General features: G+C 72.2%; 16 protein-coding genes. 5 read left to right on the forward strand and 11 right to left on the reverse strand.

All coding sequences use genetic code 11. From position 1 onward, the window contains the following. Window positions 1-31: 31 nt before the first annotated feature. Together nusA and rimP are read right to left on the reverse strand one after the other, a co-directional pair. Window positions 32-1,018 (reverse strand): transcription termination factor NusA, encoded by a 987-nt coding sequence (gene nusA, locus AC27LF_RS41435; RefSeq protein WP_388721974.1) that lies wholly within the window; start codon window positions 1,016-1,018, stop codon window positions 32-34. A gap of 2 nt (window positions 1,019-1,020) precedes the next feature. Next, entirely contained in the window at window positions 1,021-1,554 is a 534-nt protein-coding gene (rimP, locus tag AC27LF_RS41440; protein WP_479661950.1) for a ribosome maturation factor RimP, read from the reverse strand. 194 nt (window positions 1,555-1,748) lie between these two features. On the opposite strand from rimP, the gene AC27LF_RS41445 reads away from it, so the two are divergent. The 3 genes from AC27LF_RS41445 to AC27LF_RS41455 are packed head-to-tail and all read left to right on the forward strand — an operon-like array spanning window position 1,749 to window position 3,743. After that, window positions 1,749-2,282, forward strand: coding sequence for a hypothetical protein (locus tag AC27LF_RS41445; RefSeq protein ID WP_479661951.1), 534 nt, complete (start codon window positions 1,749-1,751; stop codon window positions 2,280-2,282). 58 nt (window positions 2,283-2,340) lie between these two features. Further along, window positions 2,341-2,817, forward strand: coding sequence for a DUF4439 domain-containing protein (locus tag AC27LF_RS41450; RefSeq protein WP_479661952.1), 477 nt, complete (start codon window positions 2,341-2,343; stop codon window positions 2,815-2,817). Between the two features lie 32 nt (window positions 2,818-2,849). After that, a complete protein-coding gene (locus tag AC27LF_RS41455; protein ID WP_479661953.1) occupies window positions 2,850-3,743 on the forward strand; it encodes an aminoglycoside phosphotransferase family protein in 894 nt (297 codons plus the stop codon). A gap of 861 nt (window positions 3,744-4,604) precedes the next feature. On the opposite strand, the gene AC27LF_RS41460 is transcribed toward AC27LF_RS41455, so the two are convergent. The 6 genes from AC27LF_RS41460 to dxr form a co-directional block, all read right to left on the reverse strand. Then, entirely contained in the window at window positions 4,605-6,308 is a 1,704-nt protein-coding gene (locus AC27LF_RS41460) for a proline--tRNA ligase (RefSeq protein ID WP_479661954.1), read from the reverse strand. A gap of 41 nt (window positions 6,309-6,349) precedes the next feature. Beyond that, a complete protein-coding gene (locus tag AC27LF_RS41465; protein ID WP_479661955.1) occupies window positions 6,350-6,919 on the reverse strand; it encodes a GNAT family N-acetyltransferase in 570 nt (189 codons plus the stop codon). Window positions 6,920-7,605: 686 nt separating this feature from the next. Beyond that, the gene (locus tag AC27LF_RS41470) at window positions 7,606-8,454 is read right to left on the reverse strand and encodes a GNAT family N-acetyltransferase (protein ID WP_479661956.1); all 849 of its coding nucleotides are present in this window, start codon (window positions 8,452-8,454) and stop codon (window positions 7,606-7,608) included. Between the two features lie 602 nt (window positions 8,455-9,056). Further along, the gene (gene ispG, locus AC27LF_RS41475; RefSeq protein WP_487227846.1) at window positions 9,057-10,214 is read right to left on the reverse strand and encodes a flavodoxin-dependent (E)-4-hydroxy-3-methylbut-2-enyl-diphosphate synthase; all 1,158 of its coding nucleotides are present in this window, start codon (window positions 10,212-10,214) and stop codon (window positions 9,057-9,059) included. Window positions 10,215-10,541: 327 nt separating this feature from the next. After that, entirely contained in the window at window positions 10,542-11,834 is a 1,293-nt protein-coding gene (locus AC27LF_RS41480; RefSeq protein ID WP_479662271.1) for a M50 family metallopeptidase, read from the reverse strand. Window positions 11,835-11,842: 8 nt separating this feature from the next. Further along, window positions 11,843-13,114 carry a 1-deoxy-D-xylulose-5-phosphate reductoisomerase gene (gene dxr, locus AC27LF_RS41485; protein ID WP_479662269.1) on the reverse strand — a complete coding sequence of 424 codons (1,272 nt, stop codon included), beginning with the start codon at window positions 13,112-13,114 and terminating at the stop codon, window positions 11,843-11,845. A 166-nt stretch (window positions 13,115-13,280) separates the two neighbouring features. Between dxr and AC27LF_RS41490 the strand changes: the two genes are divergently transcribed. Continuing rightward, window positions 13,281-13,733: a lamin tail domain-containing protein gene (locus AC27LF_RS41490; protein WP_479662268.1), complete on the forward strand. Its 453-nt coding sequence runs from the start codon at window positions 13,281-13,283 to the stop codon at window positions 13,731-13,733. 77 nt (window positions 13,734-13,810) lie between these two features. On the opposite strand, the gene AC27LF_RS41495 is transcribed toward AC27LF_RS41490, so the two are convergent. Beyond that, entirely contained in the window at window positions 13,811-15,742 is a 1,932-nt protein-coding gene (locus AC27LF_RS41495) for an acyl-CoA dehydrogenase family protein (protein ID WP_479662266.1), read from the reverse strand. 387 nt (window positions 15,743-16,129) lie between these two features. On the opposite strand from AC27LF_RS41495, the gene AC27LF_RS41500 reads away from it, so the two are divergent. Beyond that, window positions 16,130-17,143: a LacI family DNA-binding transcriptional regulator gene (locus AC27LF_RS41500; RefSeq protein WP_404027651.1), complete on the forward strand. Its 1,014-nt coding sequence runs from the start codon at window positions 16,130-16,132 to the stop codon at window positions 17,141-17,143. Window positions 17,144-17,358: 215 nt separating this feature from the next. Here the strand turns inward: AC27LF_RS41500 and AC27LF_RS41505 are convergent, their stop codons facing one another. Beyond that, entirely contained in the window at window positions 17,359-18,072 is a 714-nt protein-coding gene (locus AC27LF_RS41505; RefSeq protein ID WP_479662265.1) for a glycoside hydrolase family 12 protein, read from the reverse strand. Between the two features lie 442 nt (window positions 18,073-18,514). Next, window positions 18,515-20,500: a beta-galactosidase gene (locus tag AC27LF_RS41510; RefSeq protein WP_479662264.1), complete on the reverse strand. Its 1,986-nt coding sequence runs from the start codon at window positions 20,498-20,500 to the stop codon at window positions 18,515-18,517. Window positions 20,501-20,577 lie beyond the last annotated feature (77 nt).

Here is a 20,577-nt window from a genome sequence, read left to right on the forward strand (position 1 = left end):
GCTTGGATCTATTCCCCCCGTCCGGGTGAGCTCACTCGGGCGACTGCTCGGTGTCCGGACGGATGTCGATGCGCCAGCCCGTGAGCCGGGCCGCGAGCCGGGCGTTCTGTCCCTCTTTGCCGATCGCCAGGGACAGCTGGTAGTCGGGCACGGTCACCCGGGCGGAACGGGCGGCCATGTCCACGACGTCCACCTTGGAGACCCGGGCGGGCGACAGCGCGTTCGCCACCATCTCCGCCGGGTCGTCCGACCAGTCCACGATGTCGATCTTCTCGCCGTTCAGCTCGCCCATCACATTGCGCACCCGGCCGCCCATGGGGCCGATGCAGGCGCCCTTGGCGTTCAGACCCGGACGGGTGGAACGGACGGCGATCTTGGTGCGGTGGCCGGCCTCGCGGGCGATCGCGGCGATCTCAACGGACCCGTCGGCGATCTCCGGCACCTCCAGCGCGAAGAGCTTCTTCACCAGATTGGGGTGGGTGCGCGAGAGGGTGACCGACGGCCCGCGGACGCCCTTGGCCACCCGGACGACGTACGAGCGCAGCCGCGTGCCGTGCGGGTAGGTCTCGCCGGGTACCTGCTCCTGCACCGGCAGGATGGCCTCCAGCTTGCCGATGTCGACGAGCACGTTCTTCGGGTCGCGGCCCTGCTGCACCACGCCGGTGACGATGTCGCCCTCGCGGCCCGCGTACTCGCCGAGCGTCGCGTCGTCCTCCGCGTCCCGCAGCCGTTGCAGGATGACCTGCTTGGCGGTGGTGGCGGCGATGCGGCCGAACCCGGACGGGGTGTCGTCGAACTCGCGGGGTTCCTGGCCCTCTTCGAGGTCCTCGGGGTCCTCCTTCGCCCACACGGTCACATGCCCGGTCTCCCGGTTGAGCTCCACGCGCGCGTGCCGGCGGCTTCCCTCGGTGCGGTGGTAGGCGATGAGGAGGGCCGACTCGATCGCCTCGACCAGCAGGTCGAAGGAGATCTCCTTCTCCCGGACCAAGCCCCGCAGGGCGCTCATGTCGATGTCCACGGCTACGCCTCCTCTTCCTTCTTGTCGTCCTTCTTGTCGTTCGTGGCGGGCTGCTCGCTGTCCTTGCGGCTGAACTCGACCTGCACGCGCGCCTTGGCGATGTCCGGGAAGGCGAGTCTGCGCGCGGTCGGCCTGCGGCCCTTGACACCGGGCACCTCAAGGTCAAGGCCCTCCTCGTCCACCGCGAGGATCCGGGCCACCAGTTCGCCGCCCTCGTGCAGCTGGAACTTCACCAGACGGTCCGTGGCACGCACGTAGTGGCGGTGTTCGGTCAGGGCGCGCTCGGCTCCCGGGGTGCCCACCTCCAGGTCGTACGCGCCCGCGCCCATCGCGTCCGTCTCGTCGAGCTTCGCCGAGAGCGCGCGGCTCACATCGGCGATCCGGTCCAGATCCGCACCGGTGTCGGAGTCGACGACAACACGCAGCACCCGCTTGCGTCCTACGGAGTCCACGGCGATCTCTTCGAGATCGAGGCCCTGCGAGGTGACGAGCGGTTCCAGCAGTTCTCGCAGCCTCTCGCTCTGGGTGGTGCTCATCCGGGTGACTCCTCGGCCGCGTGTGCTGTTGTGGGATGGGTCGCGTGTCTGGTCAAAGGGTATCCGGTCGAGGGGGGTGTTGCCGTCCACCTGCGCACGAGCGGTGCCGGTGACCGGCGCCGGGAAGGCACGCGGGTACGGTGATCACGAGCGTGCCCCCTTCTCGTCGTACGAGTTCCCCGAGGACGTCTGCCGTGCCCCTCTCCCCGCCCTCGCGCGCCCTGTCGGGGCCGCGGAGAAGAACCCTGCTCGCCTCGGCCGCCGGAACGGTGCTCCTTGTGGGCTGCTCCGGCGGGGACGGGGACTCCGGCACCGGCGGCGGCCCGTCGGCCGCCGACCGGACACGCGCGCGTGCCGCCCGGGACAGCCGGGAGCTCGCGGCGCGGTACGACGCCGTGCTCGCCGCGCATCCGGCGCTGGCACGGCGGTTGCGGCCGCTGCGGGCCGAGGTGATGGCGCACGCCGCGGCGTTCGCGGAAGGGGAGGAAGGGAGCGAAGGGACGGTGGACTCGTCGCCGTCGCCGTCCGTCTCCTCGTCAGCGTCCGCCGCGGCGGTACCGGCACGGGCCACCGAGGCACTGGCGGGGCTCGCCCTCGCCGAACGCGAGCTGGCCGACCGGCGGGCCGAGGCGCTGCTGGAGGTGCCGGGCGAGCTGGCCCGGCTGCTGGCGTCGGTGGCGGCGGCCGGGGCGGCACACGCGTATCTGCTGGCGGGCGACGGCAGATGAGCGCAACGACCGAGCGGGAGCGCCCGGCGCGCCGGGCAGCGCGGAAGGAGGGCGCCGGGTGAGCGAGGCGCAGGACGGCGGGCTGACGGCACTGCAGGCGGCGCTGGCCGCCGAGCACGCGGCCGTGTACGGGTACGGCGTGGTCGGCGGGCGGATCGCCGCGGGGCGCCGGGCCGAGGCGCGGGCGGCGTGGGACGCGCACCGGGCGCGGCGGGACGCGCTGGCGCGCGAGGTGCGCGACCGGGGCGGCGAGCCGGTCGCGGCGAGCGCCGCCTACGCGCTGCCGTTCCCGGTGCCGGACTCGGCCGCCGCGCTGCGGCTCGCCGCCGAGCTTGAGGAGCGGGTCGCCGGTGTCTGCTCCGACCTGGTGCGGGCGGTCTCGGGCCGGCAGCGCGGCTCGGCCGCGGCGGCGCTGCGGGAAGCCGCGGTGCGCGCGGTGCGCTGGCGCGGGGAGAGCGTAGCCTTCCCTGGTCTCGCCGAACGGGCCGGCGGGACGACCGGCAGCGGCCGGGCTCCGGCGCCGCGGACGCCGTAGCCCCGTACAGACAGGAAGGGAACGACTCGCGCATGTCTTTCGAACCGCCGCGCCGCCTGGTGCGCGCGCTCGGTGAGACGGCACCGGACGGTGACGACTGGCTGGAGAAGCTGCCCGAGGCGGCCCGGCAGGCCGTCGCACTGCGCGAGTTGACCGTGGAGCGGGTGCAGGTGCCCGGCGGGCGCAGCAGCCTGGTGCTGCTGGTGCGGCGCGCGGACGGGTATCCGGCCGTGCTGAAGCTGGCGCCGCGCCGGGCCCGGCCGGAGAGCGAGCGGGCGGCGCTCGCGCACTGGGGCGGGCTGGGCGCCGTCCAGTTGCTGGAGCCCTTCGTGACGGAGGGCGAGCTGCTTCTGGAGCGGCTGCACCCGGATGTGTCGGTGCGCTCGCTGCCGGAGGCGCGGGCGTTGCTGGAGGCGGCCGGGACGCTGCGGCGGCTGTGGGTCGAGCCGCCCGGCGGGCATCCCTTCGAGACGGTGGCCGAGCGGACCGGGCGGCAGGCGGCGGCGATGCGGGCCGGGGCGGACGCCGAGGTGCTGGCGCTGGTCGACGCGGCGCTCACGGCCCGCGATGAACTGCTCGTGGCGCCGCCCGAGCACCGGCTGCTGCACGGCACGTTCCGGCAGAGCAAGGTGCTCGCCGGGGAGCGGATGCCGTGGCTCGCGGTGGGGCCGGACCCGGTGGTCGGCGAGTGCGCCTTCGACCTGGCCCGGCTGGTACGGGACCGGGTGGAGGATCTGATCGCCTCCCCGTCGGGTTCGGCGACCACCCGCCGCCGGGTGAAGCGGCTCGCCGAGGCGCTGGACGTCGACCAGGACCGGCTGCGGGGCTGGACCCTGTTCCGCGCGGTGGAATCCGCGCTGCGGTCCCGCCGAGCGGGCCGCACCAAGGACACCGAACTTCTCCTGGAGTTCGCGTCCTGGCTGTAGAGCCGGCCGACCCCGACCAGGGCGGACCGGGTTCCGGCCCTGGCGATCGGACTCGGCCACGCTCTTCAGCGGGGTTCCGCGACAGCCCGCGAGAGCGACCGCACGATGCCGGCCGGGGCGGCCCCCTCAAGGTGTCCCCGGGCCGGGAGATTCCGCGGTCCCCGCGGCCGGGAAATCGCGGTCACCTCGGATGGGGCTCCCTGGCTCCCCTCGCGGATTGCGCTGCGGGCCCTCCCGACGAGTTGTCGAGGCGGCCGCATCCCAGAGGCTCCCCCACCCCCACTCGGCCGGCAGCCCCTGGCCCCCCGGCGCCGCTCCGGACGGGCTCCTCGGGGTGTCCCCCGTTCACGGGAGGCCCGGCGGCAGCCGGGGTGTGCCTGCGGGCGCCGCGGATGGGTGCTTGGGGTGTCCGGCCCGGGGCGCGGGCCCGGGGGCGCCGGGCCGCGGGCGCCGGAGGCGCGGGGCCCGGACCGGAAGACCGGGGGTGCTGGGCCCGAACACCGGAGGCGCGGAGACCCGGACCGGAAGACCGCGGGCGCCGGGGACCCGGACCGGAACACCGGAGGCGCGCAGGCCCGGACCAGAAGACCGCGGGCGCCGGGCCCGAACACCGGAGGCGCGGGGCCCCGGGCCGGAAGGCCAGGCGTACCGGGCCACCGGTCGACAGCGCCCGATTTACGGAAGGATTCCGCTGGGGCGCCGACCGGAGGCACCACGCCGAAAGGCCGGGCATACCGGGCAGGAAGGCCGGAGGCACCGGGCCGGAAGGCCAGGAGTCCCCGGCCGGGAAGGCCAGGGGCGCCCGGCCACCGGTCGGGGTCGCTCGTTTGGTGGAAGGATTCCGCTGGGGCGCCGCAGGGGTCAGTGGGATGTCAGGCGAGTGATCGCCTCGGCGACGGTCAGCTCCTCACGGTGGCCGGTCCTGCGGTCCTTCAGTTCCAGGACGCCCTCGCCCGCGCGGCGGCCCACCACCAGGATGCGGGGCACGCCCATCAGCTCGGAGTCCGTGAACTTCACGCCCGGTGAGACCCCGGCCCGGTCGTCGACCAGGACGCGGAGGCCCGCGGCGGACAGCTTCTCGGAGACGTCCAGCGCCACCTCGGTCTGCAGGGCCTTGCCCGCGGCCACCACATGCACGTCCGCCGGGGCGACCTCCGCGGGCCAGCACAGGCCCTGCTCGTCGGCGGTCTGCTCGGCGAGGGCGGCGACCGCGCGGGAGACGCCGATGCCGTAGGAGCCCATGGTCACCCGGACCGGCTTGCCGTTCTGGCCGAGGACGTCGAGCTTGAGGGCGTCGGCGTACTTGCGGCCCAGCTGGAAGATGTGGCCGATCTCGATGGCGCGGTCCAGCTTGAGCCCGGTGCCGCAGTTCGGGCACGGGTCGCCCTCCTGCACCACGACGACGTCCACGTACTCGTCCACCTCGAAGTCGCGGCCGGCGACCACGTTCCTGGCGTGCACGTGCTCCTTGTTGGCGCCCGTGATCCACGCCGTGCCCGGCGCCACCCGCGGGTCGGCGAGGTACCTCACCTTCTCCAGGCCCTGCGGGCCGACATAGCCCCGGACCAGGTCGGGGCGGCCCGTGAAGTCCTCGGCGGTGACCAACTCGACGGCGGCCGGGGCGAAGTGCGCCTCTACTTTGTCCATGTCGACCTCGCGGTCGCCGGGCACACCCACGGCGACGATCTCGCCGTCCACCTTGATCAGGAGGTTCTTCAGGGTGGCGGACGCCGGGACGCCGAGGGAGGCGGCCAGGGTCTCGATGGTCGGGGTGTCCGGGGTGGGGATCTCCTCGGCCGCGGGCACCAAGGAGCCGTCCACCGGCTTGAGTTCGTAGCCGATCGCCTCGGTGTTGGCCGCGAAGTCGCAGTTCGGGCAGTCCGCGAAGGTGTCCTCGCCGGCCCCGGCCGGGGCCAGGAACTCCTCGGACTTGGAGCCGCCCATGGCGCCCGCGGTGGCGGCGCAGATGCGGTAGTCGAGGCCGAGGCGGTCAAAGATCCGCTGGTACGCCTGCCGGTGCAGGGCGTAGGACCGCGCGAGGCCGTCGTCGTCCAGGTCGAAGGAGTACGAGTCCTTCATCAGGAACTCGCGCCCGCGCAGGATGCCCGCGCGCGGCCGGGCCTCGTCGCGGTACTTGCTCTGGATCTGGTAGAGGATGACCGGCAGGTCCTTGTAGGAGGACGCCTGGTCCTTCACCAGCAGGGTGAAGATCTCCTCGTGGGTCGGGCCGAGCAGATAGTCGCCGCCCTTGCGGTCCTGGAGACGGAACAGCTCGGGGCCGTACTCCTCCCAGCGGCCGGTCGCCTCGTACGGCTCGCGCGGCAGCAGCGCGGGCAGCAGCACCTCCTGGGCGCCGATCGCGTCCATCTCCTCGCGGACGATGCGCTCCACGTTGGCGAGGACCCGCTTGCCGAGCGGCAGCCAGGACCACACGCCGGCGGCGGTGCGGCGCACATAGCCGGCGCGGACGAGCAGCTTGTGGCTGAGGACCTCGGCGTCCGCCGGGTCGTCGCGCAGCGTCTTGGCCATCAACTGGGACATGCGCTGGACCGGTGCGTTCGCCATCGTTCTCGTACTCCTGCCGGGGAAGGGTGATGGCTAGGAGGTTAGCCGGGCGGCTGCCATGGCCGGAAATCCATTCCCGGCCGGCGGCGCCGCAGGGGCAGCGGCGCCCCCATGACCGCGTACGGTCTGGGCGCGCTGGGGAACAGGACCTGGCGGGCCAGGTCCTCGTAGCCGAGGGAGTGGTACAGGCCGCGGGCCGGGCTGTCGGTGTCGATCGCGGAGAGGATCGACCGTGGTTCGGCGGCCTGGTCGGTGATGGTGATGATCAGGGCGCGGCCGATGCCCCGGTTCTGGTACTGCGGGTGGACGTGCAGTTCGGTGATCACGAAGGAGTCGTCGAGCCACTGGTCGTGGCCCTGCGCCCGCAGGTACGGCTCCACGACGGTGGACCACCAGTGCGTGCGGTCGTTGGGCATGCCGTACACGAATCCGACGAGCCGGCCCGCGACGGTGGCGCCGAAGGCCCGCGCGCCCGGGTAGGTCATGTGGCGCAGGACGATGTGGCGGCGCACGGCGATCTCGTCGGCGCCGAGCCCGAAGGCGACGGCCTGGACGGCTAGGGCCTCGTCGACGTGGGCGGAGAGGTCCAAGGGGCCGATCACGAGGTCCATGGCCCGGAGCCTACAGGGGTGTTCCGGGGGCCCGCGGGGCCCGGGCGCCCCTTGTCGGCCGGGAGCCGGCCCCGCCCGGCCCGCGAACGTCTCCCCGGGCACAGCGGCCCCGGGCGCCTCGGCGGCCACAGCGGTCTCAACTGGCTCCAGGATCGCTGCCGACCCCAGCCGGATCGGTGGCCCAGCGGGCTCTGTGGACGCTGCGAGCCTTCATCGGACGGATCGACTCAGGCGGCTCTGTGGGGCCTACCGGCCCCAGCTGGGATCGCTCGGCTCAACTGGCTCTTGAACGCTGATCGGTGGGCTCAACTGGCCCTTGGGCACCAGCGGCCCCTGCGGGATCGCTCGGCTCAAGCGGCTCCGCGGGCGCCGCCGGCCCCGCCGGATCGGCCGACTCAATGACTCCGTAGCGCTCCCAGCCCCCCGCCGAATCGGGCGGCTCAACCAACTCCATGGCGCCCTCGGCTCCCACCGGATCGGTCGGTTCCACTGGCTCCGCGGGCTCAACGGTTCTGTGGGCGCTGCCGGCCCCCGACGAATCGGCCGACTCCAGTGGCTCTCGGGGCGTTGCCGACCCCCCGCCGGACCGGCCGGCTCAAGCAGCTCCGTGGCACAGCCGACCCCTCTGGGATCGGGCAGCTCAACCGGCTCTCTCTGTCGCGTCGGTGTGCTCGGAAGAGGTCGGTTCAGAACAGTACGCTCATGAAAGCGCCGACCTCCCGGAAGCCCACCCGCAGGTAGGTGCGTCTGGCCGGGGTGTTGAAGTCGTTGACGTACAGGCTCGCCACGGGGGCCACGTCCGCCAGCGCGTAGCGCAGCACCGCCGCCATGCCGGGGGCGGCGAGGCCCCGCCCCCGGTACTCGGGGGCCACCCAGACGCCCTGGATCTGGCAGGCCCGGTCGGTCGCCGCGCCGATCTCCGCCTTGAAGACGACCCGGCCGTTCTCGTCGAGCCGGGCGAAGGAGCGGCCGGAGCCGACGAGTTCGGCGACCCGGGCCTGGTAGAGCAGTCCGCCGTCGCCGGCCAGCGGGGAGACGCCGACCTCCTCGGTGAACATCGCCACGCACGCCGGCATGATCGTCTCCATCTCATCCTTGCGGATGCGGCGGACGTAGGGGTCCGCGGCGATGTCGCCGGGCAGCCGGTCGGTGACCATGAGCGGTTGGTGGGCGCGGACCTCGCGGGCCGGGCCCCAGTGCGGTTCGAGCAGGCGCCACAGCTGGGCGGTGGATTCGGCGGGGCCGACGATGGAGGAGCAGCGCCGGCCGGCCCGGCGGGCCCGGTCGGCGAAGGCGCGCACGGCCCTCGGGGTGGCGCAGATCGGCACCAGGTTGGCGCCCGCGTAGCACAGGGAGGTCAGCATGCCGTCCTCGTACCAGCCCCACATCTCGCCGCCGAGCCGCCACGGGTCGAGGCCCGCCACCTGCACCCTGGACGTCACGAAGGCGTTCGCGACGGGCTCGCGGTCGAGGACGGCGAGCGCGGCGTCCAGGTCGCTCGGTTCGAGCACCCGTGAGGTGGTCTGGGTCAACACGTGCGGGGCCTCACCCTGGGGGTTCTGCTGATCTCCGCACTGTACCCGCCGAATTTGTGCCGCGCCGCCCCACGGGGGCGGTGCGGTGGGGCGGTCGGTCGGCCGCGCGTGAGGGGTCTTGTCGATGCGCGGGGTGCGGGTCGTGGGCGGGCGCGGTCCGCGCGGGGCAGGTCGGGACGACGGTGAGCCCGGTGCAGCGGGCTCACGGCCGGTCCGGGAGGCCGGTGCGGGGGATGCCTCGGGTCCTCTCCGGCACCCCGGGGGGCGCCGCGCCTCACGCACTGTGTCGCTGGAGGGTCGTCGAGGGCGTAACCCGGCGGAAGGAACACCCCGTTGGCGCTGTGGGCGGTGAAGTCGCCGCCGATCACGGTGGGTTAGCCAGCGGCGGTGGCCCATGGCGCGGTGACGTGGAAGTACCGGGTGGTGCCGGCCTGTGCGCGGCTGACGGTGACGTAGCCGTACGCGCCGGCAAACTGCCCGGCCGCGGGCCGCCGTTCATGCAGCCGCCGCCCCGAACGCGGTGCAGGGGATCCCAGATGGGCGGGAGGTGGTCCTCCCCGGGGGCGGCGGCACGGCGAGCGACCGGGCGCTCGGGGCGGGCGTCAGCCGGCGACCGACACCGACGGCTCGCCGGAGGCCGCGCCGTCGGCCTCCATCTGCTCGGCGATCTTCATCGCCTCCTCGATCAGGGTCTCGACGATCTTCGACTCGGGCACCGTCTTGATCACCTCACCCTTCACAAAGATCTGCCCCTTGCCATTGCCCGAGGCCACACCCAGATCCGCCTCCCGCGCCTCACCGGGACCATTGACCACACACCCCATCACCGCGACCCGCAACGGCACCTCCATCCCCGTCAGACCCGCCGTGACCTCCTCCGCCAGCTTGTACACATCCACCTGCGCACGCCCGCACGACGGACACGACACGATCTCCAGACCCCGCTGCCGCAGATTCAACGACTCCAGAATCTGGATACCGACCTTGATCTCCTCCACCGGCGGAGCCGACAACGACACCCGGATCGTGTCACCGATCCCCTGCGACAACAGCGCACCGAACGCCACCGCCGACTTCACCGTCCCCTGGAACGCCGGACCCGCCTCCGTCACCCCCAGATGCAACGGATAGTCACACTGCTCCGCCAACTGCCGGTACGCCTCGATCATCACCACCGGATCGTTGTGCTTCACCGAGATCTTGATGTCACGGAAACCGTGCTCCTCGAACAACGACGCCTCCCACAGCGCCGACTCCACCAGCGCCTCCGGCGTCGCCTTCCCGTACTTCTGCAGCAACCGCCGGTCCAACGACCCCGCGTTCACCCCGATCCGGATCGGAGTGCCATGATCCGCAGCCGCCCTCGCGATCTCCCGCACCTGATCATCGAACTTCTTGATATTGCCCGGATTCACCCGCACCGCCGCACAGCCGGCCTCGATCGCCGCGAACACATACTTCGGCTGGAAATGAATGTCCGCGATCACCGGAATCTGCGACTTGCGCGCGATCGTCGCCAACGCATCCGCATCGTCCTGCGTCGGACAGGCCACCCGCACGATCTGACAACCCGACGCCGTCAACTCCGCGATCTGCTGCAACGTCGCACCCACATCCGACGTACGCGTCGTCGTCATCGACTGCACCGACACCGGCGCGTCCCCACCCACCGCCACCGAACCGACCTGGATCTGCCGGCTGCGCCGACGCTCGGCGAGCTTGGTCGGAACGGACGGCATGCCGAGAGAAATCGCAGTCATCTGCTGTGCAACCCCAAGTCGTGGATCAGGATCCGGTCCCGGAACGGCGGGCTCCAGGGTCCGAGATTACGCCACGGCCCCCGACGCCGGCACATCCCTCCGGGAAACCCGCCCGATGGAACACGGCCCGGAACCCGGGATCCCGGGCCACCGCCAACCAGGCATGACCAGGAGGTTCTGACCGGGTTAACGACGTCCGGCCCCGCTCGGCCCTCGGGAGGGCTTCGGTGCCGAGCCCGGTACGCCAGAGAGCCGCGCTCTTCGCCCGGGTGAGTTCCCCGAGTGAAGAGCGCGGCCCCGGTGCTCGCGGCGGAAGGTGTCCGTCGGTCAGCTGATCTTGACCGGGTTGACCACGTCGGCGACGAGGACCAGGAGGGTGAAGCAGATGAACACTCCGGCCACCACGTAGGCCACCGGCATCAGTTTCGCCACGTCGAACGGGCCCGGGTCCGGGCGGCGGAGGACCTTGGCGAGGTTGCGGCGCAGGGCTTCCCACAGGGCGCCCGCGATATGTCCGCCGTCGAGCGGGAGCAGCGGGAGCATGTTGAACAGGAACAGGGAGAGGTTGAAGCCCGCGACCAGCATCAGGGCCATCGCGAGCTGCTGGGTGGGCGGGATGTCCAGGGTGAAGATCTCGCCGCCGACGCGGGCCGCGCCGACCACGCCCATGGGCGAGTCGGGCTGGCGCGGTGCGCCGTCGAAGGCCGCGTTCCACAGGGCCGGGATCTTGCCGGGCAGGCCGGCGATGGAGTGGGCGGCCTCGCCGATGCGGTCGCCCATCCAGGTCACGGAGTCGCCGAAGTCCTGGCGGACGATGCCGGTGGCGGCGCTGAAGCCGAGGAAGCCGGCGGTGACGTACTGGCCCTGGACGATCTGGCCGCTGGAGTCCTTCTTGGCGACCTGGTTGGTGGCGATCGTCGCGCGCAGGGTCAGTCGCTCGCCCTTGCGGTCGACGACGATCGGCACCTTCTTGCCGGGGGCGGCGCGGATGAGGTCGGAGAGCTGGTTCCAGCTCTCGGTCCTGACCCCGCCGAAGGAGACGATCTTGTCTCCCGCCTTCAGGCCCGCCGCGGCGGCCGGGGAGGCGGCGTCGCCCGACGCGCAGGTGTCCCGGTTCTCGCTCTGCGCGATGACGCACTGCGAGACCGAGCTGACGGTCGTGGTCTGCTGCGAGATGCCGAAGCCCATCAGGACGGTGAGGAACAGCACGACCGCGAGGACGAGGTTCATGAAGGGGCCCGCGAACATCACGATGACCCGCTTCCACGGCTTGCGGGTGTAGAAGAGGCGGGTCTCGTCGCCCGGTTTGAGTTCCTCGAAGGCGGCCGAGCGGGCGTCCTCGATCATGCCGCGCCACGGTGAGGTGGAGCGCGCGCTGATCCGGCCGTCCTCGCCGGGCGGGAACATGCCGATCATGCGGATGTAGCCGCCGAACGGGACGGCCTTGATCCCGTACTCGGTCTCGCCCTTGTGACGGGACCAGATGGTCGGGCCGAAGCCGACCATGTACTGCGGGACGCGGATGCCGAACATCTTGGCGGTGGACAGGTGCCCCAACTCGTGCCAGGCGATCGAGAACAGCAGGCCGACCACGAAGACGACTATGCCGAGGATCATCATCAAGGCTGTCATGCACGCGCCTCCGCGGTCGCCTTCTGTGCGGTCAGTTCGCGGGCCCGGGCCCTGGCCCAGGTCTCCGCTTCGAGGACGTCCGACACCGTGAGCGAGGTTCCCGTGCGGGGGGTGCCGTGCTCCTCGACCACCCGGGTGACGGTCTCCATGATCCCGTTGAAGGGCAGCGCGCCGCCGCGGAACGCCTCGACGCACTCCTCATTGGCCGCATTGAACACCGCCGGGGCGGTGCCCGCGAGCCGCCCCACGTGCCTGGCGAGGTTCACCGACGGGAACGCCTCGTTGTCGAGCGGGAAGAACTCCCAGGTCGAGGCGGTGCTCCAGTCGAAGGCGGGGGCGGCGTCCGGGACGCGTTCGGGCCAGCCGAGACCGATGGCGATGGGTCCGCGCATGTCGGGGGGCGTCGCCTGGGCGAGCGTGGAGCCGTCGGTGAACTCGACCATCGAGTGGACGCAGGACTGCGGGTGCACGACGACCTCGATGCGTTCGAAGGGGATGTCGTACAGCAGGTGCGCCTCGATGACCTCCAGGCCCTTGTTGACCAGGGTCGCGGAGTTGATCGTGATCACCGGGCCCATGGCCCAGGTGGGGTGGGCGAGGGCGTCGTCGACGGTGACGTCGGCGAGTTCGGCCTTGCTGCGGCCGCGGAACGGGCCGCCGGACGCCGTGACGACGAGTCTGCGCACGTCGGCGCGGGTGCCGGCGGCGAGCGACTGGAAGAGCGCCGCGTGCTCGGAGTCGACGGGGATGATCTGCCCCGGCTTGGCGAGCGCCTTGACCAGGGGGCCGCCGACGATGAGCGATTCCTTGTTGGCGAGCGCGAGGGTGCGGCCCGCCTCCAGGGCGGCGAGGGTCGGTGCGAGGCCGATGGAGCCGGTGATGCCGTTGAGGACGGTGTGGCAGTCGGCGGCGGCGACCTGGGTGGCCGCGTCGGGTCCGGCAAGGACCTCGGGGACCGGTTCGCCCGCGCCGTACTGCGCGGCAAGGGCCTCGCGCAGCGCCGGTACGGCCTCCTCGCGGGCCACCGCGACGGTCTTCACCCGGAGCCGGCGGGCCTGCTCGGCCAGGAGGGACACCCGGCCGCCGTTGGCGGACAGGGCGGTGACCCGGAAGCGGTCGGGGTTGCGCAGGACGAGGTCGATGGCCTGGGTGCCGATGGACCCGGTGGAGCCGAGGATCACCACGTCCTTCGGCCCGTCTCCCGCGCGGGGGTCGTGGACGAGGTGCGGGTCGGCGAGGGGCGCCGGACTGGCGGGGCTGTCGGTCATCCCCCCATTGTTGCCGCAAGCGGCGCCCGGAAGGACAGCGCGTCCCTCGGGCGGGTGCCATGTCTGGGCTTGATGGTGAAGGGACGGAAATCCTCCTTTGTGAAACAGCCGTGAAGATCATGTGATAACACTGCTGTTCTCAACGACTTCCCCGGGGGGATTTCCCATGCGTTTTCGCGCCACCCTGCCCGCGGCCCTCGCGGGCGCCGCGCTGCTCACCGGCACCCTGCTCAGCACCCCGGCCGAGGCGGCCGGGGGTGTGTCGATCCGCCATGTCTGGTTCGACAGCCCGGGCTCGGACAACGGGTCCAACGCGAGCCTGAACGGCGAGTGGGTGCAGCTGAAGAACACCAGCCGTTCGGCGGTGTCCCTGAAGGGCTGGATCCTGAAGGACGCCGCCAACCACAAGTACGTCTTCCCGAACGTCCGGATCGGCGCGGGCAAGACCCTGAAGGTGCACACCGGCAAGGGCACGGACAGCGCCTCGCACAAGTACCAGAACCGCCGCTGGTACGTGTGGAACAACACCAGCGACACCGCCACCCTCACCAAGGCGAGCGGCGCGAAGGTCGACTCCTGCTCCTGGACCAGGCGGGACCCGAGCGACAAGTGGTGCTGACCGGCACCCGCCGCGGGACACCGGTCAGCAGCTGACCGGCCGGCCGGCCCTGACCCGGCCGGTCGGCCGCCCGGCCGTCACCTGATGGGCCGGTGCACGTTCTGCCGACGGCTCGGGCCGGGGGTCGCGTCCGCGATCCAGGGGCCGTCGCCCGACGGGTCGACGACCCCCTGCTCCAGCCACGCGTAGACGCCGCCGAGTACGCCCTTGACGACCTTGCCATCGACGTCGTCGGTGTTGGACCACAGCCGGCCGAACAGCTCGTCGACCCGGATGCGGGCCTGCCGGCAGAAGGCGTCGGCGAGCTGGTACGCCTCACGTCCGTGGTCGCCCTGGCTGCGCAGCAGCTCGGCCCGGACGCAGGCCGCGCTCATCGCGAACAGCTCCGCGCCGATGTCCACGACCCGGCCGAGGAAGCCCTGCTTGGTCTCCATCCGGCCCTGCCAGCGGGACATGGCGTAGAAGGTGGAGCGGGCCAGCTTGCGGGCGTGCCGCTCGACATAGCGCAGATGCCCGGAGAGGTCCACCTCGCGTTTGAACTCACCGTACGAGGAGGGCAGTTGCCCGGGTCCGGCGACCAGCCGGGGCAGCCACCTGGCGTAGAAGGCGCCGGCGTTCGCGCCCGCCCTCGCCTTGTCCGACAGGGTCTTGTCGGGGTCGATGAGGTCACCGGCGACCGCGAGGTGGGCGTCGACGGCCTCGCGCGCGATCAACAGGTGCATGATCTCGGTGGAGCCCTCGAAGATCCGGTTGATGCGCAGGTCGCGCAGCAGCTGTTCGGCGGGGACCGCCCGTTCGCCGCGGGCCTTCAGCGAGGCGGCGGTCTCGAAGCCGCGGCCGCCGCGGATCTGGACCAGTTCGTCGGCCATCCGCCAGGCCATCTCGGAGCCGTACAGCTTGGCGAGGGCGGCCTCGATACGGATGTCGTTGCGGCTCTCGTCGGCCATCTGCGAGGACAGGTCGACGACGGCCTCCAGGGCGAACGTCGTGGCGGCGATGAAGCTGATCTTCGAGCCGACCGCCTCGTGCAGCGCGACCGGCTTGCCCCACTGCTCCCGGGCCGCCGACCACTCGCGGGCGATCTTCAGGCACCACTTGCCGGCGCCGACGCACATCGCGGGCAGCGACAGCCGGCCGGTGTTCAGGGTGGTCAGCGCGATCTTCAGGCCGGCGCCCTCCGGGCCGATCCGGTTGGCGGCCGGTACCCGCACCCGGTGGAAGCGGGTGACGCCGTTCTCGATGCCGCGCAGGCCCATGAAGGCGTTGCGGTTCTCGACGGTGATGCCCTCGGAGGACGCCTCGACCACGAAGGCCGTGATGCCGCCCTTGTGGCCCTCGGACTTCGGCACCCGGGCCATGACGACGAGGAGGTCGGCGACCACGCCGTTGGTGGTCCACAGCTTCACCCCGTCCAGGATGTAGTGATCCCCGTCCGGCACGGCGGAGGTGGCAAGGCGCGCGGGGTCGGAGCCGACGTCCGGCTCGGTCAGCAGGAACGCCGAGATGTCGGTGCGGGCGCAGCGCGGCAGGAAGGTGTCCTTCTGCTCCTGCGTGCCGAAGAGCTTCAGCGGCTGCGGTACACCGATCGACTGGTGGGCGGAGAGCAGGGCGCCGATCGCCGGGCTGGCCGAGCCGACCAGGGCGAGGGCCTTGTTGTAGTAGACCTGGGTGAGGCCGAGGCCGCCGTACTTGGTGTCGATCTTCATGCCGAGGGCGCCGAGGTCCTTGAGGCCGTCGACGACCTCGTCGGGTATCTGCGCCTCGCGCTCGACACGGGCCGGGTCGATCTTCGTCTCGCAGAAGTCGCGGAGCTTGGCGAGGAATTCCTCGCCGCGCTGGGCATCGTCGTCGGCCGGGTGGGGGTGGGGGTGGACCAGGTCGAGGCGGAAGCGGCCGAGGAACAGTTCCTTGGCGAAGCTGGGCTTGCGCCAGTCCTGTTCCCGGGCGGCCTCCGCGACCTGCCGGGCCTCACGCTCGGTGACCGTGGGTTTGCTGGTGGGTGCGGACATGAGGCTCACCTCGCCGCGAAGAGGGATGTTGAGGACCGTTCGTTACCGACCAGTGCTACTGGATCGTTGGTACCCGAAACGGGCCGCGTGCACCAGTCCTCGCGCAGCCCTCACGCAGCCCTCGCGCGCCCGGCGGGGCGGGAGACGCGGGTCCCGGCCCCAGGGCGCGGGCACGGTTTCGCGGTGGTGCGTCGTTAGGCCGTCCGGGGGACGGCGGCCGGGACCGGTCCGCTCTCGACGCTCGGAGAAAAGGGTGTCGAAGCGCTTCGACGGCAGCATGACATATGGACACCCCGCCTATGCTGGGGTTAGGGTCGATGCACCCTCACCCGTCCACGGTCGGACAGGCGCACTGTCGAAGCGCTTCACAACAGCTTGGAGAGCCGGATGGTCACCCTCGCCGAGGTCGCCCAGCACGCCGGAGTCTCGGCGAGCACGGTGAGCTATGTCCTCAGCGGCAAGCGGTCCATCTCCGCCACCACCCGGCAGCGGGTCGAGGAGAGCATCAGGGAACTCGGCTACCACCCGAACGCGGGCGCCCGTGCCCTGGCCAGCAGCCGGTCCAACATCATCGCGCTGATGGTTCCGCTGCGCACCGACATGTACGTACCGGTGATGATGGAGATCGCCATCGCGGTGGCCACCACGGCCCGCACCCATGGGTACGACGTCCTGCTGCTCACCGGCGAGGAGGGCCCGGACGCGGTGCGCCGGGTCACCGGCAGCGGGCTCGCCGACGCGATGATCCTGATGGACGTGGAGCTGGAGGACGAGCGGCTGCCGCTGCTGCGCGGCACGGACCAGCCGTCGGTGCTGATCGGGCTGCCCGCCGACACCGGCGGTCTGACCTGCGTCGACCTCGACTTCGGGGCGACGGGCGCGCTGTGCGTCGAGCACCTGGCGCGGCTCGGACACCGTGACATCGCTGTCATCGGCGAGGCACCCGCCGTCTACGAGCGGCACACCGGATTCGCCGAGCGCACCCTCGACGGGCTGCGCTCCCGCGCCCGGGAGCTGGGACTGCGGGTGCTGCACCGACCGTGCGAGGGCGGATACGACGCGATGGCCCTCACCCTCGCCCGGATCTTCGACGAACGGCCGGGCACCACCGGGTTCGTCGTGCAGAACGAGGCGGCCGTCGAGCCGCTGCTCGCCCTGCTGCGGCAGCAGGGCCGGGCCGTGCCGGAGGACGTGTCGGTGGTGGCCATCTGCCCGGACCAGGTCGCCGTCCAGGCCTCGGTGCGGCTCACGTCGGTCGCGATCCCCGCGCAGGACATGGGCCGGTACGCGGTGGAACACCTGGTCGCCAAGCTGGACGGCCGCGGCAGCGACGACGTCGTGCTGATCGCGCCCGAGCTGACGGTACGGGCGAGCACGGGCCCGGCACCCGCCGCGCCCTGACGGCCGCCGCGTATCGGCCCGCGGCGCCCGGTGGACCGCGCGTGGACCGGTGAGGCGTACGCGGGCGGCTCGGCCGTGACGGTCGGCGCCCCGCCGGACCGTGTCCCGCTGTTCCTGCGGGACGGGGCGTGGCTGCCGATCGTGGAGTGAGCGCGGCACGGTGGACGGGCCGGTTCCCGGTGCGGGGCCGGCCCGTCGTGTCGGGGGGTGCTCGGTCAGCCGCCGCTGACCGTCAGGTTGTTGGTCGTGAAGTCCAGGCCACCGGAGGAACTGGTGATCTCGTAGCCGAACTGCACGTCACCGATGGTGACGTTGCCGAACCAGCCCTTGGTGTCCTTGATCCATTTGAGGATCGGCAGGATGTCGACGGTGCCGGAGCTGGAGTTGGAGCCGCGCACGAACGAGAAGACGTCGTTCGAGCCGTTGTTGCCCTTGTAGACGGACCAGGTGGAGCCGCCGAGGGTGAGGCTGCCCTGTGAGGTGCCGAGCGGGCCGACGGCGCCGGTCTTGTTCACCCAGAGCATGACCTCGTACTTGTAGCCGGTGTCCCAGATGTCGTACGACGTGTTGTACGCGCCGGAGGACGGGACGGTCACGTTGTAGCTGCTGGTGAGGGAGGTCAGCGAGGTGATCGGCTTGTTGATGACCTTCTTGGCGTTGGGGTAGGACTTGATGCCGCCGGTGTTGGGGTGGTCGGCCCAGACGCCCCAGTTGGTGCCGGAGTTGGCCCAGACGCACTGGCTGCCGGCGCCGGAGCCCCAGATGTTGTTGTAGAGGGTGTAGCCGTTCAGCGTGGTGTTGCCCCACTGGTCGCAGGAGTTCCAGACCGCGGCGGAGGCGGGGGCCGAGGCGAGGCCGACGGTGGCGCCGAGCGCCAGGGCGGGGGCGAGCAGGGCCTTGGCGACCCTGCCGAGGGTGCGTGTTGCCATGGTGTCCCTTCCATGGGTGGGGGGAATTGCAGCGGTCACCGCGCCCCCGGGGTGAGGACGCGATCCTCTCCGGCGCCGACGCCGAGGGGCCGCGCGCCGGAGGAAGTCCGCGGATCGATGCGTTCGGTGGGCCGGGTCGCGGCCCGTGGCGGGTGCCGGCCGAGGTCGGCGGTGGCCCCGAACCGGGGGCGCGCACCGCGCCGTTCGTGCCGGGGGCCGAGCGCTCGGAGCGCGGGCAGCGGAAGCAGGTGCCGCGACACCGAGCCCGGCCGGTGTGCCGGGCAGGCGATGGTCCGGGCCGATGCCGGGCGGGATGGCCGGGTGTGCTCGCCGTCGTTCGGGCGGACCAGGGTGTGGGGGCGAGGATGCCCCGGTCTCGGGCGGGGGGCCGTGCGCGTGGGCGCGGCGGTGGTGCGGGTCGGTTCGGGGCCGGTGGCGGGCGTCATGGCGCCAGCACCGCCGTGCCGTGCCGGGTCAGGGTGAGGGCGCCGTCGACCGTCTCACCGGTGAGCAGGTCGCGGTGGGTGCCGGGCACCCGCACGGTGACCGGTTCGCGGCCGTGGTTGAGCAGGAACAGCAGGTCGCCGCGGCGGACCGCCTCGACGCGTACGGGCAGCCCGTCCAGTACGGGACGCGCCCCCGCCTCGGCGGCCACGCGGGCGAGCAGGGCGCGCAGCGCCCCGGGTTCGGGCAGCGTGGAGACGTACCAGGCGCGCCCCCTGCGCAGCACGGCGGGCAGCCCGTCGAGGTCACCGCCCCGGTACGGCACGGTCTCCTCGGCGCCGTCACCGGCCTCGATCTCCTCGGACCAGAGCGTGCCGTCAAAGCCCTCGCAGGCGACGGTCCGGCCGGGCTCCAGCGGCCACCACTCGTGCAGGGTGCGGATGCCTAACAGCTCGCGCAGCCGGGCGTCCATGCCGCCGGGCCGCACCCGGTCGTCCTCGTCGGCGATCCCGGTGAGGAAGCCGCACACCAGGGTGCCGCCGCCGCGGACGTGTCCAAGGAGGTTCTCGACGGCCGTGTCGGTGAGGAGGTAGAGCTGAGGTACGACGACGAGCCGGTAGCCGGACAGGTCGTGCTCGGGGTGGGCGAAGTCGGTGGTGAGGTGGGACTCCCACAGGGCGCGGTGCCAGGCGTGCAGGACGGCGGCGTGGTCGACCTCGGTGGAGGGCCTGGCCTCCTGGGCGCTCGCCCACCAGGCGTGCCAGTCGTGCAGGATCGCGATGTCGGCGGCGATGCGGGTGCCGGCCACCGCGCCGCCGATCCGGGCGAGATCGGCGCCGAGCCGTTTGACCTCCTGGTGGGTGCGGCCCTGCGGGCCCGCGTGGGGGACCATCGCGGAGTGGAACTTCTCCGCGCCCTGCCGGGACTGGCGCCACTGGAAGTAGCAGACGGCGTCGGCGCCGCGGGCCACGGCCTGGAGGGACCAGAGCCGGTTGAGTCCGGGCGGCTTCGGGTGGTTGACGCCGCGCCAGTTGACCGGTCCTGCCGCCTGTTCCATCAGCATCCAGGGCCCGCGGGCCTGGGAGCGGGTCAGGTCCTGGACGAGGGCGGCGTGCTGGGGGGCGAGCGGGTCTTGTGGGTCGGGGTAGAGGTCGACGGAGACGACGTCCTCCCGCTCGGCCCAGCGCCAGCCGTCCTGGCCGGTCCACAGCGGCATGAAGTTGGTGGTGACCGGGATGTGCGGGGTGTGCCGGGCGACGATGTCGCGTTCGGCGGTGTAGCACTCCAGGAGCATCTCGGAGGTGAAGCGGCGGAAGTCCAGCACCTGGGTGGGGTTCTTCAGGTAGTGGACGTGGCGGGGTGGCAGGATGCCGTCCCAGCTGTCGTAGCGCTGGCTCCAGAAGGCCGTGCCCCAGGCGGTGTTGAGCGCGTCGAGGGTGCCGTATCGGGCCCGCAGCCAGCGGCGGAAGGCGGCGGCCGCCTCGTCCCCGTGGTCGAAGGTGCAGTACTCGTTGTTGATGTGCCACATGGTCAGGGCGGGGTGGCCTGCGTAGCGGGCGGCCAGGTCCTCGGTGATCGCGGCGGCGTAGTGCCGGTAGGTGGCGCTGGAGTGCGAGAAGTGCTGGCGCCCGCCCCACCATTCGATGCGGCCGTCGGCGTCCCGGGGCAGGGTGTCGGGGTGCAGACGGCCCATCCAGGGCGGCGGCGCGGCGGTGGGGGTGGCCAATACGACGTCGATGCCGGACCGGTGCAGCAGGTCCATGACCCGGTCGAGCCAGCCGAACTCCCTGGCGCCGGGGCTCGGTTCGAGGGCGGACCAGGAGAAGACGCCGAGGGTCACGGTGGTGACGCCGGCGTCCCGCATCAGCCGTACGTCCTCGTGCCAGGTCTCCTCGGGCCACTGCTCGGGGTTGTAGTCGCCGCCGTAGAGGATCCGGCCGCGGGTGGCGTCGGCGAGCACCGGTGGTGTGCGCCGCGCCGTCACGCCGGCTCCCCGTGCGCGTTGCGGCGGCGTCCGCCACGCCGGCTCGAATGGGACGCGCTCATGACACAAACCTCGCT

It is taken from the genome of Streptomyces diversicolor (genome assembly GCF_057537855.1).

What these genes read in the sequence shown, in the direction of transcription:
- AC27LF_RS41465 (WP_479661955.1), bottom strand. Translation starts at nt 6,919, where the DNA reads ATGGACCTCGTGATCGGCCCCTTGGACCTCTCCGCCCACGTCGACGAG.
- ispG (WP_487227846.1), bottom strand. Translation starts at nt 10,214, where the DNA reads ATGACTGCGATTTCTCTCGGCATGCCGTCCGTTCCGACCAAGCTCGCC.
- AC27LF_RS41500 (WP_404027651.1), top strand. Translation starts at nt 16,130, where the DNA reads ATGGTCACCCTCGCCGAGGTCGCCCAGCACGCCGGAGTCTCGGCGAGC.
- dxr (WP_479662269.1), bottom strand. Translation starts at nt 13,114, where the DNA reads ATGACCGACAGCCCCGCCAGTCCGGCGCCCCTCGCCGACCCGCACCTC.
- rimP (WP_479661950.1), bottom strand. Translation starts at nt 1,554, where the DNA reads ATGAGCACCACCCAGAGCGAGAGGCTGCGAGAACTGCTGGAACCGCTC.
- AC27LF_RS41505 (WP_479662265.1), bottom strand. Translation starts at nt 18,072, where the DNA reads ATGGCAACACGCACCCTCGGCAGGGTCGCCAAGGCCCTGCTCGCCCCC.
- AC27LF_RS41460 (WP_479661954.1), bottom strand. Translation starts at nt 6,308, where the DNA reads ATGGCGAACGCACCGGTCCAGCGCATGTCCCAGTTGATGGCCAAGACG.
- AC27LF_RS41455 (WP_479661953.1), top strand. Translation starts at nt 2,850, where the DNA reads ATGTCTTTCGAACCGCCGCGCCGCCTGGTGCGCGCGCTCGGTGAGACG.
- AC27LF_RS41490 (WP_479662268.1), top strand. Translation starts at nt 13,281, where the DNA reads ATGCGTTTTCGCGCCACCCTGCCCGCGGCCCTCGCGGGCGCCGCGCTG.
- AC27LF_RS41480 (WP_479662271.1), bottom strand. Translation starts at nt 11,834, where the DNA reads ATGATGATCCTCGGCATAGTCGTCTTCGTGGTCGGCCTGCTGTTCTCG.
- AC27LF_RS41495 (WP_479662266.1), bottom strand. Translation starts at nt 15,742, where the DNA reads ATGTCCGCACCCACCAGCAAACCCACGGTCACCGAGCGTGAGGCCCGG.